Source organism: Modestobacter sp. SYSU DS0904 (assembly GCF_054051115.1).
In genome coordinates, this window is the sequence record NZ_JBJHAQ010000056.1 from 1 (window position 1) to 15,703 (window position 15,703).

The window sequence follows — 15,703 nt, forward strand, 5'->3', positions numbered from 1 at the left end:
GCCCGGGGCCCCGCCCCCCCCCCCCCCCCCCCCCCCCCCCCCCCCCCCCCCCCCCCCCCCCCCCCCCCCCCCCCCCCCCCCCCCCCCGGGGGGCCCGACCCGGAACAGGCTGGACCACCGCGCGGATGCCGGGCGAGTGGGTCGGCGAGACTGCCGGGCGTGGACTTCGAGGCCTTCTACCTGCCGCTGGGCGACAACCGCTTCTCCCCCACCCGGGCCACCGAGAGCCCCTGGGACCCCGATGCGCAGCACGGTGGGCCGCCGTCGGCGCTGCTGGCACATCTCGCGGGCAGCGTCACCGGCGAGGGCCTGCGCGCGGCCCGGATCAGCGTGGACTTCTTCGGCGCCATCCCCCGCCGCGAGCTGACCGTCGAGGTCTCCGCCGTCCGCCCCGGCCGGCGGATCGCCCTCACCGAGGCCGCGATGACCGTGGAGGGCCGCACCGTCGCCGTCGCCCGGGTCTGGTCGATCGCGACCGGTCCGACGCCGCCGGTGGTCACCGAGCTCAGCCCGCCGCCCGCCGTCCCCGCGGTGAACAGCCAGTTCCTGCCCGACCACCCCGACTGGGGCTTCGGGCAGGCGCTCGACTGGCGCTACACCGCCGGCTCACCGGACGAGCCCGGCCCGGCCGACGTCTGGACCCGGGTCCGCGTCCCGCTCGTCGCCGACCAGGAGCTCACCGGCCTGGACCGCACGCTGATCGCCGCCGACGCCGCCAACGGCATCTCCGTCGAGCTGCCGCTGGGCAGCTGGTTCTCCATCCCGCCGGGGATGACCACCCACCTCACCCGGGAGCCGGACGGCGAGTGGGTGCACCTGTCCTGCCGCACCTCGATCGCCGCCGACGGCATCGGGCTGTGCCTGGGCACGCTGTCCGACGCCCGCGGCGAGATCGGCCAGGTCTCCCAACCGCTGCTCGTCCGCGCCCGCTGACCCCCGTTCAGCCGAAGTGGCCACTTCGGCGACAAGGTCGCGCCACGCACTTTCGCCGAAGTGGCCACTTCGGCGAAGTCAGGCCGGGACCGGCTCCAGCCGCTGGTCGCGGGCCGTCGACGCGGCGTGCGCGACCCCGGCCGCGACGACGAAGGCGGCGGCGACGGCGGGGAGCGCGAGGCCGGTGTCCGCGCCGAGCCGGTCGACGACGAGGCCGGTGACCGCGGAGGCGACCGCCTGGCCGACGACGACCGCCGAGCCGAGCATCGTCATGGTGGTCGCCGAGCGGCCGACCGGGCTGAACCGCGCGGCGAGGCTGTACTGGCTGACCAGGGTCGGGCCGATCCCGCAGCCGAGCACGGTGAGCGCCACGACGAGCACCGGGACCGAGCGCGCGCCGGCGTAGGCGATCGCGGCGGTGAGCAGCAGCGCCCCGAACGTCAGCCACCGGGCCTGCTGGCTGAACCGGGCCGGGAACGCCGCCGACCCGAGGGCCAGCGCGGCCGATCCGATGCCCATGACGCCGTAGAGCAGCCCGGCCTGGTCGCCGTTGCCGTCGGCGGCGAGGAAACCGGTGAGCGAGGTGAGGGTGGCGCCGAAGAAGAAGCCGATGCCGAGCGTGCCGGCCACGACGGTGAGCAGCGAGAACCGGGCCAGCTCACCGGCGGGCGCCGGCACCTCGGCCGACTCGGCGGTGCCGGGGTCCAGCCGCCCGGTCGGGTGCAGCGCGAACCGGGTGACGAACACGAACGTGAGCACCGAGGCGCCGGCGATCGCCAGCCAGGGGGCGACGGCGGTGGCGAGCAGCCCGACGAGGAAGGGGCCGACGATGAAGACCGTCTCGTCGGCCGCGGACTCGTAGGCCATCGTCGAGCTGAGCACCCGCTCGCGGCGCGCCGGGGCGACCTTCCGCCGGATGATCGCGACCAGCCGGGTGCGGGACATCGGGGCGATCTGCGGCGCGGAGGCGCCGATCAGCACCGACAGCGCGAGGAGCGCGAGGTCGGGGGTGGCGCCGGCGACGACGAACGGGAAGGCGCCGAGCACGGTGGCGTTGACCAGCCCGACCGGGACCAGCACCCGCCGCTGGCCGAACCGGTCGGCGGCGGCGCCGAGCAGCGGCCCGGCGAGCGCGGTGCCGATGCCGGCGGCGGCGGAGTTGAGGCCGCCGAGGGTCACCGAGCCGCGCTCGGCGACGACGAGGGTCAGCACGCCGACGGTCATCATCGCGAACGGCAGCCGGGCGATGAACGCGAGCGGGAAGTACGAGAGACCGGCGTGCTGGATCAGCGGGTTGCCGGCGCGGCGGGTGTGGAACATGACCTCTGCTGCGGATCGGGCGTGCCGCCTTGCTCCACAAGCAGGTAGTTACACACGGGTTACGGGAACCTCACGACGATAGCCGACGAGAGCCGCTGTCGCCGGGTCGCTCGCCAGTTGGAGGGGCCTGCTGTTTCGGCCCATAAGCCCCACAGTCGCCAAACGGGTTTTCCCGCTCAGGCCCGGGTTGGGCGTTGTGAGCCCCCCCCCCCCCCCCCCCCCCCCCCCCCCCCCCCCCCCCCCCCCCCCCCCCCCCCCCCCCCCCCCCCCCCCCCCGCCCCCCCCCCCCCCCCCCCCCCCCCCCCCCCCCCCCCCCCCAAAAGGGGGTTGCCCGGGTCAGGCCGGGGTGCGCAGTGGTGCGCAGCGCAGCACCCGCCGGCGGTGCTCCTGGACGACGACGAGCGACCCACCGCGCGCCGTCCCGCTGAGCGCCTCGAAGACCGCGGGGTCGAGCAGCGCCGTCTCGGTGCGCCCGCGCACCCCGGTCAGCTCCTCGGCGTGGGCCACCTGGGCCGCCAGTGCCGCCCGGGCGAGGCCCCGCTCGACATCGTCCGCCCGCGGGTGGACCACGGTGCAGGCGAGCACGCTGCCCTCCTGCCGGGCCGCGTCCCGCAGGGCTCGGACCAGTTCGCCGGCGCCACCGGTCACCCCGTCGAGCACGACGAGGAGGCGGGCGCGCTCGCGACGGGAGACCCGGCTGCCGACCACCTCTGCTGACGTCATGCGCAGATCGTGAACGGCCACACAGCCGCCGTTAAGGGGCCGACGCGGTTCCGAGACCGCCACGCATCCGTGGAAGCGTGGACATCGACGCAGCGTGTTCGAGCACTCACTGCGATGTAGGTGCCCGGCCCGCCGTCCCCCGCTCCGTCGAACGCGACGTGGGGCGCCACGTGGGGCGGACGGGACGCCCGGATGTCACGGGAGGGTCACTTCACGGACTCGTTACAGCGCGGACACGGACGGCGCGCAGACGGCCCGTTGAGTCCTGGCCGACACCGCACGCCGTCCTCCGAGGAGCCCCGTTGACCCACTCCGCCGTCCGCCGCGCGATCGCCGGCACCGCCGTCGCCGCCACCGTCCTCTCCCTCGCCGCCTGCGGCTCCGACGCCGCGGACGCGGACAGCGGGTCGGCCGGCGGCGAGACGCAGACGGTCACCATCGGCACGCTGCGCGGCCAGCCGCACTTCTACGCGCCGTTCCTGTACGCCGACCACGCGGTCGACGGGGTGGAGTTCGAGGTCGTCGTCCTGGACAGCACCCCGTCGCTGTCGGACGCGCTCGCCTCCGGCAACGTCGACTTCGCGGTCACCGGCGTCACCTCGACCATCTCCTCCATCGCCCAGGACCGGGACCTGAAGATCGTCGCGTCGGCGGCCGACGGCGGCTGGGGCTTCCTGGGCAACGGCGACATCGACACCGTGGCCGACCTGGTCGGGAAGCGGGTCGGCTACGTCCAGGGCAGCGCCCCGGAGGTCGCGATGCGGCTCATCCTGGCCGAGAACGACATCGACCCCAGCAGCCTCGAGCTGGTCAGCGTCCCGCCGCCGGAGATGTCCTCGGCGCTGGCCAGCGGCTCCATCGACGCGTTCTTCGGCGTGGAGATCGGCGTCTCGCTGGCCGAGGCGGCCGGCGCCGCGGAGATCAGCGACCCCTACGCGACCCCGATCGGGCGGGTCAACATCGGCCTGGCCACCAGCGGCCAGCTGATCGAGGACGACCCCGAGCTCGTGCAGAAGGTCGTCGACACCCACGCCGCCACCACCGAGTACATGGCCGGCGACGTCGAGGAGTGGCTGCCGGGGATGGTCGCGGAGTTCGGCGGCGACCAGGAGGTGCTGGAGTCGGCGCTGGAGAACTTCTGGCTGCGGGCCGACCTGAGCGACGAGTACCTCGAGCAGGTCGACGCCCTCTCCGCCGAGATGGCCGGCCTCGGCCTCATCGACGAGGCGCCGGCCGCGACCGACATCGTCGACACCCAGTTCGCCCCGGCGGAGTGACCTCGGGGGGGGGGGGGGGGGGGGGGGGGGGGGGGGGGGGGGGGGGGGGACGGGGGGGGGGCGGGGCGCCCCCCCCCCCCCCCCCCCCCCCCCCCCCCCCCCCGCCCGCACCCGCGAGGAAGGACCCGCATGAGCACCACCGTCGCCACCGTCCCCGTGGAGGCCGCGGCCCCCACGGTCCCCACCGAGCCCGACCGCCGACGACGTGGCCGGCTGCGCACCGTGCTGCTCGGCCTGCCGGTGCCGGTCCTCTTCCTGCTGCTGTGGCACGTGGGTCGGGCCGGTGAGTGGGAGCTGCCCTTCGGCATCCGGATGGGGTTCCTGCCCTACCCCGCCGACGTCGCCGAGGGCCTGGTCAACTACGTCGCCGGCACGCGGGGCGACGCGTTCAGCAGCCTGCTGTGGGAGGACCTCCCCGCCAGCGCGCTGCGGGTGTTCTCCGGCTTCGCGCTCGCCACGGTCGTCGCCGTCCCGCTCGGGGTGCTGATGGGCCGGTTCAGCACGGTCAACTCGCTGTTCGACCCGATGATCAACCTCTTCCGGCCCATCCCGGCGACCGCCTGGGTGCCGCTGGTCGCGCTGCTCATCGGCTACGGCGACCAGGCCTCGATCTTCCTGATCACGCTGTCGGCCTTCTTCCCGATCGTGCTGGGCACGATCAGCGGCGCGCGGCAGGTGCCCGAACGGCTGCTGGAGGCCGCCCGGATGCTGGGCACCTCACCCGCCGGCACGCTGCTGCGGGTGGTGCTGCCGGCCTCGGCGCCGGCGATCGTCAACGGCATGCGGGTGGGCCTCGGGCTGGCCTGGGTGATCCTCGTGCTCAGCGAGACCACCGGCGTCCCGACCGGCCTGGGTTCGACGATCTTCCTGGCCCGCGACGTCGTCCAGACCGACCAGATCGTCGTCGGGATGATCTGCATCGCCGTCGCCGGGTTCGTCTCCGACCGGCTGCTGACGCTCTTCTTCCGCGTCCTGTTCCGCGACCGCCCGCTGATCAAGTAGGAGCCGACGATGGACACCGAGCACCTCTCCGCCGGCCGCACCGCCGACGTCCGGATCGCCGGCCTGAGCAAGGTCTACGCCGGCGGCGTCGCCGCCATGGCCGACGTCGACCTGACCATCGCCTCGGGCGAGTTCGTCGCCGTGGTGGGCGCGAGCGGCTGCGGCAAGAGCACGCTGCTGCGCATCCTGGCCGGCTTCGAGCGGCCCAGCGCCGGCGTCGTCGAGGTCGGCGGGACGCCGGTCACCGGGCCGGGGCCCGACCGCGGCGTCGTCTTCCAGGACTACGGCCTGTTCCCCTGGCTGTCGGTGCGGGAGAACGTCGGCTACGGCCCGGCGCGCAAGCGGCTGCCCAAGGCGGAGGTCGCGGCCCTCACCGACCGGTTCATCGCCGCCGTCGGGCTGACCCGGTTCGCCGGGAAGTACCCCGGTCAGCTCTCCGGCGGGATGCAGCAGCGGGTGGCGATCGCCCGGGTGCTGGCCAACGACCCCGCGCTGCTGCTGATGGACGAGCCGTTCGGCGCGCTGGACGCGCTGACCCGTGCCGACCTGCAGGCCGAGCTCAAGCGGATCCACCTCGACACCCGGACGACGGTCGTGTTCGTGACCCACTCGATCGAGGAGGCGGTGTTCCTCGCCGACCGCGTCGTGGTGATGACCGGCGGGGCCGCCCACGGGGTGCCCGGGCACGTGCAGGCGGTCGTCCCGGTCGACCTGGCCGACCGGGACGTCACCGCCCCGGCGTTCAACGCGGTGAAGCGGCAGATCGCCGACCTGGTGCACACCGCGCCCGTCCCGGCCTGATCACCTTCGCCGAAGTGGCCACTTCGGCGAAGAGAGGGGGGTCAGACGCCGAGGTGGGCCAGGGCCTGGATCAGCAGGGCGCTCTGGCCGTTGGCCAGCTCGGCGAGCACCGTCTGCTCGCGCACCTCGTCGGGGGTGAACCAGGTGAGCTCGAGCGCGTCCTGCTGCGGCGCGCAGTCGCCCTCCACCGGCACCACGTAGGCCAGCGACACCGCGTGCTGCCGCGGGTCGTGGAACGGGGTGACGCCGGGGGTCGGGAAGTACTCGGCGATGGTGAACGGCTGCGGCGCGGGCGGCACCCGGGGCAGCGCCAGCGGGCCGAGGTCCTTCTCCAGGTGCCGCAGCAGGGCCGAGCGCACCCGCTCGTGGTACAGCACGCGGCCCGACACCAGCGCCCGCTTCACCTGGCCGTCCTCGCCGATGCGCAGCAGCAGCCCCACCGAGGTGACGACGCCGTGGTCGTCGACCCGCACCGGCACCGCGTCGACGTAGAGGATCGGCAGCCGCTCCCGCGCGGCGTCCATCTCCTCCCGGGACAGCCAGTTGGCGCCAGGACTGTTCGTCACCTCGGTCATGCCCGTCTGTCTATCCGACGGAGCGCCGTCCGGCACGCAGGGGGTCGGTGCCGTCACTCACGTCGGGGACGGGAACGGCCACGCGCCCCCGCGACGGCGCCCGGGGACGGACGCCCCGCAACCGACCGGTGCCCCCGCCGCGACGCGACGGGGGCACCAGGTCGTCCGGGTCAGCCGGACCGGAGCGGGCCGAGGAGAGCGGCCGGACGGGTCACACCGCCAGACCGCCGCACGTCGTCGTGCAGTTCACCAGCCAGATCGACCGACCCAGCGACGCGAAGAGCTCCGACCGGACCAGCCGCTCACCGTTAGGGCCGGTGAACTCACGCGGCACCGCCACCGGGTCCGTCCCCGACGGCGGCTCCGTGCCGTCCGGGTCGGTGGACGGATCGGTCGACCCGCCGGGATCCGTGGACGGATCGGTCGACCCGTCCGGATCGGTGGACGGATCGGTCGACCCGTCCGGGTCTCCCGGCGACCCGCTGCCGTCGACGGCGAGGTACACCAGTCCGTCGTCCAGGACGGAGGTGGTCACCCGGTCCTGGGCGATCACGTGGACGTCGTAGGTGCCCGCCGACCGAGCCGGGGTCGTGAACACCACCTCGGTGCCCGAGGACCTGACGATCGTCGCCACGGCGCTGTCACCCACCCGGACGATCGGGTCGGCCGGGATCGCCGTGCCGGTGATGGTCACCTCGGTACCGCCGAGCGCCGAGACCCTGGTCGGGGTGATCGACGTCAACCCGAACGGCCCGGTGGGCGGGTAGACCTTGGTGCCACCAGGTGCCAGCAGGTCCTCGGATCCGGGCGACGGAGACGTCGGGTCGGGCTCCGGATCGGTCCCCCCGGCCGGCGGCGTCGTGCCACCGTCCGGGTCGACCCCGTCGGCCGGCGGTGCCGTCCCGCCGTCCGGACCGGACGTGCCGGGCGTCGGCGAGGCCGGGTCCGGCACCGGGTCCGAGCCCCCGGCCGGCGGCGTCGTCCCCGGCAGCGGGTCGGTCGTCCCCGGGACGGGATCGGTCCCGGGGTCCGGCGGGGTGGCGCCCGGGAGCGGATCGGACGCGCCCGGGACGGGCTCGGAGCCATCGGCCGGCGGCGTCGTCCCACCGTCCGGACCGGACGTGCCGGGCGTCGGCGACGCCGGGTCCGAGCCCTCGGACGGCGGCGTCGTCCCCGGCAGCGGGTCGGTCGTCCCCGGCACCGGAGCGGTCCCGTCGTCCGGCGGGGTGGACCCGCCGTCGTCCGGACCGGCGGCCGCCGGCACGCCCACCAGGAGCGGCGCAGCCTGGGCGCGGCCGACCGGCTGACCGTCGGCCGACATCTGCACCAGCAGCACGTACCGGCCCTGGGCCAGGTCCGTCCGCGGGGCGAGCACCAGCGGGCCGACGTTGGCGCGGCGGCCCAGCGGGAAGGTGGCCTGACCGCCCTCGTCGGTGGACACGACCACGCCGTCCAGCGTGATCGGGTGATCGGCCAGGGCCATCACCTCACCGCGGAACTCCATGCCGAGCCCGAGGGTCACCGAGGACTCCCCCTCGGCGGTGTCGCCGTCGACCACGACCGAGGGCTCGACCGTGCCCGGAACGGACTCCATGCCGGAGAAGGTGAACCGGACGTCGTCCGCCGTGCGGCCCAGCCCCGCCAGCGAGAGCCGTCCACCGGTGACCGACCGTCCGGAGTAGGCCGCGACCGGCACGGTGTCGGCGAGCAGCTGCTGACGCAGCTCCAGGGCTGTGGCGCCGGGATGCCTCGCCCGGTAGAGCGCCGCGGCCGCGGCGACGTGCGGAGCGGCGATGCTGGTCCCGCTGATCCAGTCGTAGCCGCCGTCGTTGGTGGTCGTGTAGACGAACAACCCCGGCGCGTACAGGTCGACCGTGCGGGCGCCGTAGGCGGAGAAGTCGGCCACCCGGTCGGCCGCGGTGCTCGCCCCGACCTTGATCAGGTTGTCCGCCGACTGGCTGGCCGGGTACAGCAGGTGGGTGTCACGATCGCCGGCGTCGTTGCCCGCGGCCGCGACCACCAGGACGTTCTTGCTCCGTGCGTACTCGATCGCCGCGGTCAGGATCGGGATCTCCGGCCCGCTGTTGCTGATCCAGGAGGCGTTCACGACGCTCGCGCCGTTGTCGGCTGCGTACACGATCGCCTGGGACGCCGCCGAGATGTCGACCGACATCCCGGACCCGACCACCAGCGGCATCACCGTCACGTCGGGGGCGACGCCGGCCGAGCCGACACCGTTCCCGGCGCGCGCGGCGACCACGCCGGCGACGGTGGTGCCGTGGCTGTTGTTCGCCGGCCCGCCGTTGGTGACGTCGGCGGACTGCCGGTAGAAGTTCCAGCCGTGGCAGTCACCGGCGTACCCGTTGCCGTCGGAGTCCGCTGACCCGCAGGGCTCGTCCGGGTTGGTCCACAACGCGCCCTGCAGGTCGGGGTGGTCGACCTGCAGCCCGCTGTCCACCACGGCGACGACGACGCCCCGACCCGCGGTGGCCTGCCAGCCGTCCGGCGCGGCGACGTCGATGCCGGCCGAGGTCGGCTGCCCGTAGGCGTTCTCGCCGTTGTTCTGCAGGTTCCAGCCGTAGGTGGCCCAGGCCGGATCGGTGATGGTCGCGCCGGCGACGGTCCCGCCCGCCGACATCGTCATCTCCAGGTCGGGCACGACGGCGGTCAGCTCACCGGGGCCGAGCCCGTCGGTGGCCACCAACGCCGATCCGTCGAAGAGCCGCTGGGCCTGGACCACGCCGGGGACGGCCCGCAGCTGGACGAGCTGGGCGTCGGTCACCTCCCCACCGGAGGCCCGGGCCACCACGCGGGTGAGCCCGTCTCCCGGGGCGCCGAAGTCGGCGGCCACCGTGACGTGGGGACGTCCGGACGCCAGGGCGTCGACGACGGCTGCCCCGCTGAACCCGGTGGCGGCCGCGGCCAGGACGGCCACCGCCTTCACCCGGGTGCTCATCTGTCGCGGTGCGGACGCGTCCGCTGCCCACCGTGGCCTCGTGGCTCGCCGCATGGACTTTCCTCTGTTCTCGCCCGGGCCCTCATGAAGGGATCCCTGCTCCATCGACCGCGGCGTCCCGCCACTGGATGACCCGATCGGGTGAGGACGGTGGACCGGCGGGTGCGCCGGGTACGCGGCGGCGGCGCCCCGGGGCCGTCACCCGCGTGCGGGAACGAGAACGGCCATCTCCGCCCTCCCGAGGAGGGCGGAGATGGCCAGGTCTGCCGGGTGGTCGGGTCAGCGGTCGGTGTCGTCGGCTCCGGCCAGCACGGCGTCGGCGGCGGGCCGGGGACCGGGCACCTGCGGGCGGACGGCGTCGGCGCTGCGGGAGTCGACGCCGCGGGAGCCCGTCCCGTACATCCCCGGCTCGTAGGAGCCGGTCAGCAGCGCCTCGAGCTCGCCGGTGTCCAGCGTCGGCTCGACGACCTCGGGGACGGCCGGTGCGGCGTCCCGGGCCGGGAAGATGGCGCGCAGCGTCCGCGGCAGCCGCCGCGCGCGCCGGCGGGCGGCCTTGCGTGCCGCCTCCTCGCGCTGGGCCATCTCCCGCTCGAGGATCTCCCGCGCCATCCGGTCGGTCTCCGCGGCGACGACGAGGTCCGCCCGGGCCCGCTGGGCCCGCTGCCGCCCGTCGACCCGGATCTTCTCGGCCTCGATCTCCTCGTCGTCGCGCACCTCCAGCAGCCGGTCGTAGGCGCTGGGCGGGGCGAAGGCGAGCAGCACCTTCACCAGCACCGGCAGCACCTCGATGCAGAGGAACAGCAGGAACAGCATGAAGTGGGCGGCGCCGACCATCGGGCGTTCCTCGCTCAGCCGGTCCATCGCCTCCAGCCGGGCGAGGATGCCGTCGCTCTCGCCGTTCTCCGCGTCGAAGGCGGCCTGCTCGGCGTTGCGGGCCTCGGTCATCCGGGTCAGCTCCGCGGAGTCGGCAGCGAGGTCGGTGCGGGCCAGGGCGATCCCGCGGGCGTCGGCGCTGGCCGCCTCCTCGCCCGCCGTCGTCCGGGCGCGCTGCAGGGCTGCCTCGGCGTCGTCCAGGTCGGCCCGGGCGGTGTCCCGCGCCGAGGCCTGCTGCGCGGCGGCGGCCGCGGCGGAGAAGTAGGCGTCGCCGGTGCCGGGCCGGCCGGAGCCGCAGCTGCCGTCCAGCTCGCACTGCGCCTTGGCCTGCAGCTCGTCGTACCGGCTGACCGCGGCGTCGTACGCGGCGCGCTTGGCGTCGCGCTCGGCCTGCGCGGCGACGACGGCGGGTGCGGCGTTCGGATCGGCGGTGCGCCCACCGGCGAGCACCGCCTGCGACTCGGCGATCCGCTCGGACAGCACCGGGATCTGCGCGTACCGCGGGTCGGCGTCCAGCCGCTGGCTGAACTCCTGCGCGGCCTCGGCCTGCATCGTCACGATCGTGGTGTCGATCTCCTTGCTGAACACCTGCAGCGTCAGCGGGGTGGAGATGACCGTGCCGAGCACCAGGGCCAGCGCCACGCGGGGCAGCGCCATCGCCACGTTCCGCTTCCACGACGGGTCGTGGGACATGCCGGTCAGCAGCATCCGGTCCAGGTTGATGATCACCAGGCCCCAGCCGAGGCCGATCACCGCGGCGACCGCCCACCAGGCGCCCAGGGTCATGTGGATGGCGAAGGCCGCGGACAGCGCGGCGAGCGCGCCGGTGCTCAGCAGCACGCCGCCGAGGGCGACCTGCCGGGCGCGGGCGCCGGGGGCGACACGCAGGACGTCGAGCCGGGCGCCGCCGAGCACGGCCAGCCGGTCGCCGAAACGGGTGCGGGTGCGCACTGGTTGGTTCCTTCCGCCGGGATCTCCCCACCCCTATCGGTCGCCCACGACCGGTCCGGTACCGCGACCGGCGCCGGCGGGTGTGGCCTGCGCCGCCGCCCGGTCACATGCAGCTCATCCGGCCCACCCGTGCCACAGGTGGTTGCATCCGGCACCCCGTCCGCCGATGACGTCCCCATGAGCACAACCGACCACGCACTGCCCGCGGACGCGCTGGACAGCTGGATCTCCGACCTGTCCGGCGGTGCCCGGTCCATGCGCCGGCTGCGCCAGCGGCTGGGTGCGGAGGGGAACCTGGTCGCCGACCCCTGCCCGTCGTGCCAACGACCCGCGACCGCGGACTTCTCGCACACCGGGCACTGGATCGCCGACCCGGCCGACTGACCCGACGCGCCCTGATCGCGCCCAAGTGGCCACTTCGGCGCGGTCCGGATCGCGCCGAAGTGGCCACTTCGGCGAGACCGCCGGTCAGCCGGCAGGGCGCCAGCCGAGGGCGGGGCCGAGGTGCTGGGCGATGTCGGTGAGGATCTGCACGTAGTCGGCGGGCTCGAAGCTGAACGGCAGCGCGAACACCACCTCGGACACCTCGCGGAACCCGGCGTGCGCGTAGAGCTGCTCGGCGATCTGCTCCGACGTCCCGATCAGGTCGGCGGCGAACATCAGCCGCGCGGGCCCCTGCGGTGCCGCCGTGCGCGGGAGACGCTCCTCGACGTAGGCGGCGTACCGGGCGCGCTGCTCCGCCGTCGCCGAGTCGGTGGGGATCACCACCAGCCCCTGCGACACCCGGCCGGCCGGGTGGGCCGCCCGGAACGCCCGCACCTGGGCGGCCTGCTCGGTGGCGAAGTCCTCGCCTCCCTCGGCCTTGACCACCGACGAGGTCAGGAAGTTCAGCCCCTGCTCCCCCGCCCACCGGGCCGAGCGCAGCGACGCGCCGCCGTACCAGACCCGCGACGCCAGCCCGGGCGAGTGCGGCTGGACCCGGTCCGACCACTCCTCGACCACGCCCTCGCGGCCGGCGAACGACGAGGCCGGCTCCCCGGCGAGGAAGCGCACCAGCCGGGACACCCGCTCGTAGGAGAGGTCCTCGAGGTCGGCGGTGTCCGGGTAGAGCGCGGCCTTGACGTCGTCCCAGTGCATCGGCGGGCCGACGCTGACGCCGGGGTTGAGCCGCCCGCCGGACAGCACGTCGACGGTGCCGAGGTCCTCGGCCAGCCGCAGCGGGTTCTCCCAGCCCAGCGGGGTCACCGCGGTCCCCAGCTCGATCCGGGTGGTGCGCTGGGTGGCCGCGGCGAGGACGGCGACCGGTGAGGAGATGCCGTACTGCAGGTGCCGGTGCCGCAGCCAGGCGCTGTCGAGGCCCAGTTGCTCACCGAGCTCGATGACCTGCAGCGTCGTCTCGTGCCCGGGGCCCGGGTCGGCGCCGTCGAACAGGCCGATGGTCAGGAAGCCGAGCCGCTGCAGCGGGTCACCGGGTGCGGGCATGCGTCGATCCTGCCCTGGGGGCGCGCCGGCAGTTCACGGACAGGTCTGCGGGGCCGTGGCCGACACCGACCGCGGACAGCCGGAAGCCCCGGACGGGTGAGCGCCCGTCCACCCTGGGGATGACCCCCGCGGGGTGTCGCCCCCGTCCTCGGGCTGATCTTCGCCGCCAGGCCCGGAATTGGCTGTCCCGCGGGCATCCCCCCGCCCTACCGTGCTGGCGTCCGAACCACCTCGAGCAGGAGAAGGTGCGCCATGACCGCCGCGGTCCTCCCCCGCCCTGCGGCCGCCCCGACCCCCGATGCCCTGCCCGCCGACGTCCGGCGCCTGCCGAGCACCGCCGCCGTCGCCTACCAGCGCGTGCTGCACGGGCTCGCCCGCCGCGAGCTGCGGCTGCTCGCCGAGCTCACCTCCTGGGCGCCGGCCGACGACACCGGCCGCGCCGCGGACCTGGCCGACCACGCCGACCTCGTGGCCCGTGTCGTCGTGCAGCACCATGCCACCGAACGCGACCTGCTCTGGCCGATGCTGCTCACCGGCCTGCCCGACGACGTGCGCGCGGACGCCCACGCCGAGGTGCAGGCCTGGTCCACCCGGGCCGCGCTGATCGACCAGCTGCTGCGGGACCTGACCACCGCCGGTCGCCAGTGGGCGGTCTGCGGGGGTGACCGGGCCCGGGAGGTGTTCGCCGGGGCCTGCACCCGGCTGGCCGCCGCCGTCGGGGTGCACACCGCGGCCGAGGAGCGCACGCTGCTGCCGTTGGTGGCCGGCCACCTGACGTCGGCGGACTGGGCGGCGATCAGCCGGGCCGCGGGCAACCCGCTGTCCGGCCGGGAGCAGATGCTCGTCCTGGGCCTGGCCCTGGAGGACGCCTGCGCCGGTGACCGGGCCCGGTTGATGGTGGGGCTGCCCCGCTCGGCGCGGACCGCGTGGCGACTGTTCGGCCGGCGCGACTTCCGCGCCGCCGTCGTCCGGCTGCGCGGCGCCCCACCCGCCGCCTGACGCTTCCGGTCACCGAAGTGGCCACTTCGGCGCCCTGCCCCCGTCGCCGAAGTGGCCACTTCGGCGAAGGGGGGGGGCGGGGTCAGGACGTCGGGGCGGCGCCGAGCAGGGTGCGGGTCATCGCGTTGCGGGTGTCCAGCAGCTCGTCGAGGGCGGCGGTCAGGTCGTCCGCGGAGACCGCGATGGCGCCCTCCCCGGTCCGGTCGGCGGCGAACAGCGCAGCCCGGCGGATCAGCTCCTTGAGGAACGACGCGGTCACCCCCTCCGTGCGCGCGAGGACGTCGTCCAGCCCGCTGGTGTCCATCGCCAGGTCGCCGCGGTACAGCTCGAACAGCGCCCGCCGGGCGGCGGGGTCGGGCAGCGTCAGCTCCACCGCCTGGTCGACCCGGCCCGGCCGCGCCGCCAGCGCCGGCTCCAGCAGGTCGGCGCGGTTGGTGGTGAGCAGGAAGACGACGTCGGCGTCCTCGGCCAGCCCGTCCATCTCGTTGAGCAGCTGGAACAGCAGCGGGTGCTGGCCGGGGTGCATGCCGCGGTCCTCGGCGATGAGGTCGACGTCCTCGACGACGACCATCGCCGGCTGCAGCGCCCGCGCCACCGAGCAGGCCTCGGCGATCAGGTGCAGCGCGTTGCCGGTCAGCTGGACGACGGTGGTGTCGGTCAGCCGCCCCACCAGGTACCGGACGGTGTGCGTCTTGCCGACGCCGGGCGGCCCGTAGAGCAGCAGCCCGCGCTTGAGGTGCTGCCCGGCGGCGAGCAGCCGGGTCTTGTGCCGGGCGACGTCGACCACCTGCCGGTCGATCACCGCCATCGTCGCCGGGTCGAGCACCAGCTGGTCGGGGGCCAGCCGGGGCCGCGGGTGGAACTGCAGCAGCGTCTGCCCGTGCCCGAACACCTCCTGGCCGAAGGAGAGCACCTGCCGGCGGAGCACGTTGTGCTCGTCGGCGGCCGCCCGGATGCCCTGCAGCGCGGCGGCGGCCGCGGCCGGGTCGGCACCCAGCGCCTGCACCGACACGTGGTTCAGCCCGCTCTCCGGCTCGGCCCCGCGGACCAGCAGGGCGGTGCGGGTGTCGCCCTCGGTGACCAGGACGACGGCGCACCGCAGGCACGGGCGGGTGGCGCCGTCCGGCCCGGCCGGCAGGTTGACCGTGGCAGCGGTGCCCGGGCGCGGCCCGTGCGGGCCGAGGTCGGCGGGCACGAGCAGCTCGGCCAGGCCGAAGTGGTGGTGCCGGAAGCCGAGCACGCCGACCACCTCGCTGCTGCGCCCCTCCTGCGCCAGCCAGGCGTCCAGCCCGGCCTGGACGTTGACGTGCTGGTACCCGGGCCAGGTCTCCTCGGCGACCTCGCCGCCGTCCCCCGTGCCGAGGTGCCCGGTCAGCAGCGAGCCGAAGGTGACCTGGTCGTCGACCCGGGCCGCCTTGGTGACCGCGCGCACGCCGCGCCGGGCGAGCTTGCCCAGGTCGGCGAGCTCGAGCGGGCGCCCGTCGGTCGACGGCGGTGCGACCGGGTCGCCCGTCGGCGTGTAGCTGGCCCATCCACGCTGCACCACGTCACCTCCGGCTCCCGCCCGGGCCCGCTGCCCGGTCGGTCGCGCGGAGCCTGCCAGCACCGGCGCCGCCGCGACAGCCCTTTTCGGACGGCGCCGTTCCTCTCCCGTCAGCACGTCGCCGCCCGCCGGCCCGGACCGCCTCCCCGTGGGGGGGGGGGGGGGGGGGGGGGGGGGGGGGGGGGGGGGGGGGGGGGGGGGGGGGGGGGGGGGGGGGGGGGGGGGGGGGGGGGGGGGGGGGGGGGGGGGGGGGGGGGGGGGGGGGGGG

At 75.5% G+C, this 15,703-nt stretch carries 13 protein-coding genes; 6 read left to right on the forward strand and 7 right to left on the reverse strand.

The window, feature by feature from the left end; all coding sequences use genetic code 11:
• Positions 1 to 159 precede the first annotated feature (159 nt).
• Positions 160 to 933 (forward strand): thioesterase family protein, encoded by a 774-nt coding sequence (locus ACI79U_RS20450; protein WP_457072393.1) that lies wholly within the window; start codon positions 160 to 162, stop codon positions 931 to 933.
• Positions 934 to 1,011: 78 nt separating this feature from the next.
• On the opposite strand, the gene ACI79U_RS20455 is transcribed toward ACI79U_RS20450, so the two are convergent.
• Both ACI79U_RS20455 and ACI79U_RS20460 read right to left on the reverse strand, forming a co-directional pair.
• Positions 1,012 to 2,253 (reverse strand): MFS transporter, encoded by a 1,242-nt coding sequence (locus tag ACI79U_RS20455; protein ID WP_457072395.1) that lies wholly within the window; start codon positions 2,251 to 2,253, stop codon positions 1,012 to 1,014.
• Positions 2,254 to 2,589: 336 nt separating this feature from the next.
• Entirely contained in the window at positions 2,590 to 2,976 is a 387-nt protein-coding gene (locus tag ACI79U_RS20460) for a hypothetical protein (RefSeq protein WP_457070706.1), read from the reverse strand.
• A gap of 302 nt (positions 2,977 to 3,278) precedes the next feature.
• On the opposite strand from ACI79U_RS20460, the gene ACI79U_RS20465 reads away from it, so the two are divergent.
• The 3 genes from ACI79U_RS20465 to ACI79U_RS20475 all read left to right on the forward strand — a co-directional run bounded on the left by ACI79U_RS20465 (position 3,279) and on the right by ACI79U_RS20475 (position 6,056).
• Positions 3,279 to 4,253 carry an ABC transporter substrate-binding protein gene (locus ACI79U_RS20465; protein WP_457070708.1) on the forward strand — a complete coding sequence of 325 codons (975 nt, stop codon included), beginning with the start codon at positions 3,279 to 3,281 and terminating at the stop codon, positions 4,251 to 4,253.
• A gap of 129 nt (positions 4,254 to 4,382) precedes the next feature.
• Positions 4,383 to 5,255 carry an ABC transporter permease gene (locus ACI79U_RS20470; protein ID WP_457070710.1) on the forward strand — a complete coding sequence of 291 codons (873 nt, stop codon included), beginning with the start codon at positions 4,383 to 4,385 and terminating at the stop codon, positions 5,253 to 5,255.
• Between the two features lie 9 nt (positions 5,256 to 5,264).
• Positions 5,265 to 6,056, forward strand: a complete 792-nt coding sequence (locus ACI79U_RS20475) for an ABC transporter ATP-binding protein (RefSeq protein WP_457070712.1) — start codon at positions 5,265 to 5,267, stop codon at positions 6,054 to 6,056.
• A gap of 41 nt (positions 6,057 to 6,097) precedes the next feature.
• Here the strand turns inward: ACI79U_RS20475 and ACI79U_RS20480 are convergent, their stop codons facing one another.
• The 3 genes from ACI79U_RS20480 to ACI79U_RS20490 form a co-directional block, all read right to left on the reverse strand.
• Positions 6,098 to 6,631 (reverse strand): NUDIX hydrolase family protein, encoded by a 534-nt coding sequence (locus ACI79U_RS20480; RefSeq protein WP_457070714.1) that lies wholly within the window; start codon positions 6,629 to 6,631, stop codon positions 6,098 to 6,100.
• A gap of 211 nt (positions 6,632 to 6,842) precedes the next feature.
• Positions 6,843 to 9,587: a S8 family serine peptidase gene (locus tag ACI79U_RS20485; protein WP_457070717.1), complete on the reverse strand. Its 2,745-nt coding sequence runs from the start codon at positions 9,585 to 9,587 to the stop codon at positions 6,843 to 6,845.
• A gap of 279 nt (positions 9,588 to 9,866) precedes the next feature.
• Entirely contained in the window at positions 9,867 to 11,411 is a 1,545-nt protein-coding gene (locus ACI79U_RS20490; protein WP_457070719.1) for a DUF4407 domain-containing protein, read from the reverse strand.
• 177 nt (positions 11,412 to 11,588) lie between these two features.
• On the opposite strand from ACI79U_RS20490, the gene ACI79U_RS20495 reads away from it, so the two are divergent.
• Positions 11,589 to 11,795: a hypothetical protein gene (locus tag ACI79U_RS20495; protein WP_457070721.1), complete on the forward strand. Its 207-nt coding sequence runs from the start codon at positions 11,589 to 11,591 to the stop codon at positions 11,793 to 11,795.
• Positions 11,796 to 11,879: 84 nt separating this feature from the next.
• Here ACI79U_RS20495 and ACI79U_RS20500 read toward each other — a convergent pair whose 3' ends face one another.
• Entirely contained in the window at positions 11,880 to 12,893 is a 1,014-nt protein-coding gene (locus ACI79U_RS20500; protein ID WP_457070723.1) for an LLM class flavin-dependent oxidoreductase, read from the reverse strand.
• Positions 12,894 to 13,145: 252 nt separating this feature from the next.
• Between ACI79U_RS20500 and ACI79U_RS20505 the strand changes: the two genes are divergently transcribed.
• A complete protein-coding gene (locus ACI79U_RS20505; RefSeq protein ID WP_457070725.1) occupies positions 13,146 to 13,892 on the forward strand; it encodes a hemerythrin domain-containing protein in 747 nt (248 codons plus the stop codon).
• A gap of 82 nt (positions 13,893 to 13,974) precedes the next feature.
• Here ACI79U_RS20505 and ACI79U_RS20510 read toward each other — a convergent pair whose 3' ends face one another.
• Positions 13,975 to 15,435 (reverse strand): AAA family ATPase, encoded by a 1,461-nt coding sequence (locus ACI79U_RS20510; protein WP_457070727.1) that lies wholly within the window; start codon positions 15,433 to 15,435, stop codon positions 13,975 to 13,977.
• Between the last annotated feature and the right edge of the window lie 268 nt (positions 15,436 to 15,703).

Coding starts and splice junctions, on each gene's coding strand:
- ACI79U_RS20505 (WP_457070725.1), top strand. CDS start 13,146: ATGACCGCCGCGGTCCTCCCCCGCCCTGCGGCCGCCCCGACCCCCGAT.
- ACI79U_RS20495 (WP_457070721.1), top strand. CDS start 11,589: ATGAGCACAACCGACCACGCACTGCCCGCGGACGCGCTGGACAGCTGG.
- ACI79U_RS20485 (WP_457070717.1), bottom strand. CDS start 9,587: ATGAGCACCCGGGTGAAGGCGGTGGCCGTCCTGGCCGCGGCCGCCACC.
- ACI79U_RS20470 (WP_457070710.1), top strand. CDS start 4,383: ATGAGCACCACCGTCGCCACCGTCCCCGTGGAGGCCGCGGCCCCCACG.
- ACI79U_RS20500 (WP_457070723.1), bottom strand. CDS start 12,893: ATGCCCGCACCCGGTGACCCGCTGCAGCGGCTCGGCTTCCTGACCATC.
- ACI79U_RS20455 (WP_457072395.1), bottom strand. CDS start 2,253: ATGTTCCACACCCGCCGCGCCGGCAACCCGCTGATCCAGCACGCCGGT.
- ACI79U_RS20480 (WP_457070714.1), bottom strand. CDS start 6,631: ATGACCGAGGTGACGAACAGTCCTGGCGCCAACTGGCTGTCCCGGGAG.
- ACI79U_RS20475 (WP_457070712.1), top strand. CDS start 5,265: ATGGACACCGAGCACCTCTCCGCCGGCCGCACCGCCGACGTCCGGATC.
- ACI79U_RS20460 (WP_457070706.1), bottom strand. CDS start 2,976: ATGACGTCAGCAGAGGTGGTCGGCAGCCGGGTCTCCCGTCGCGAGCGC.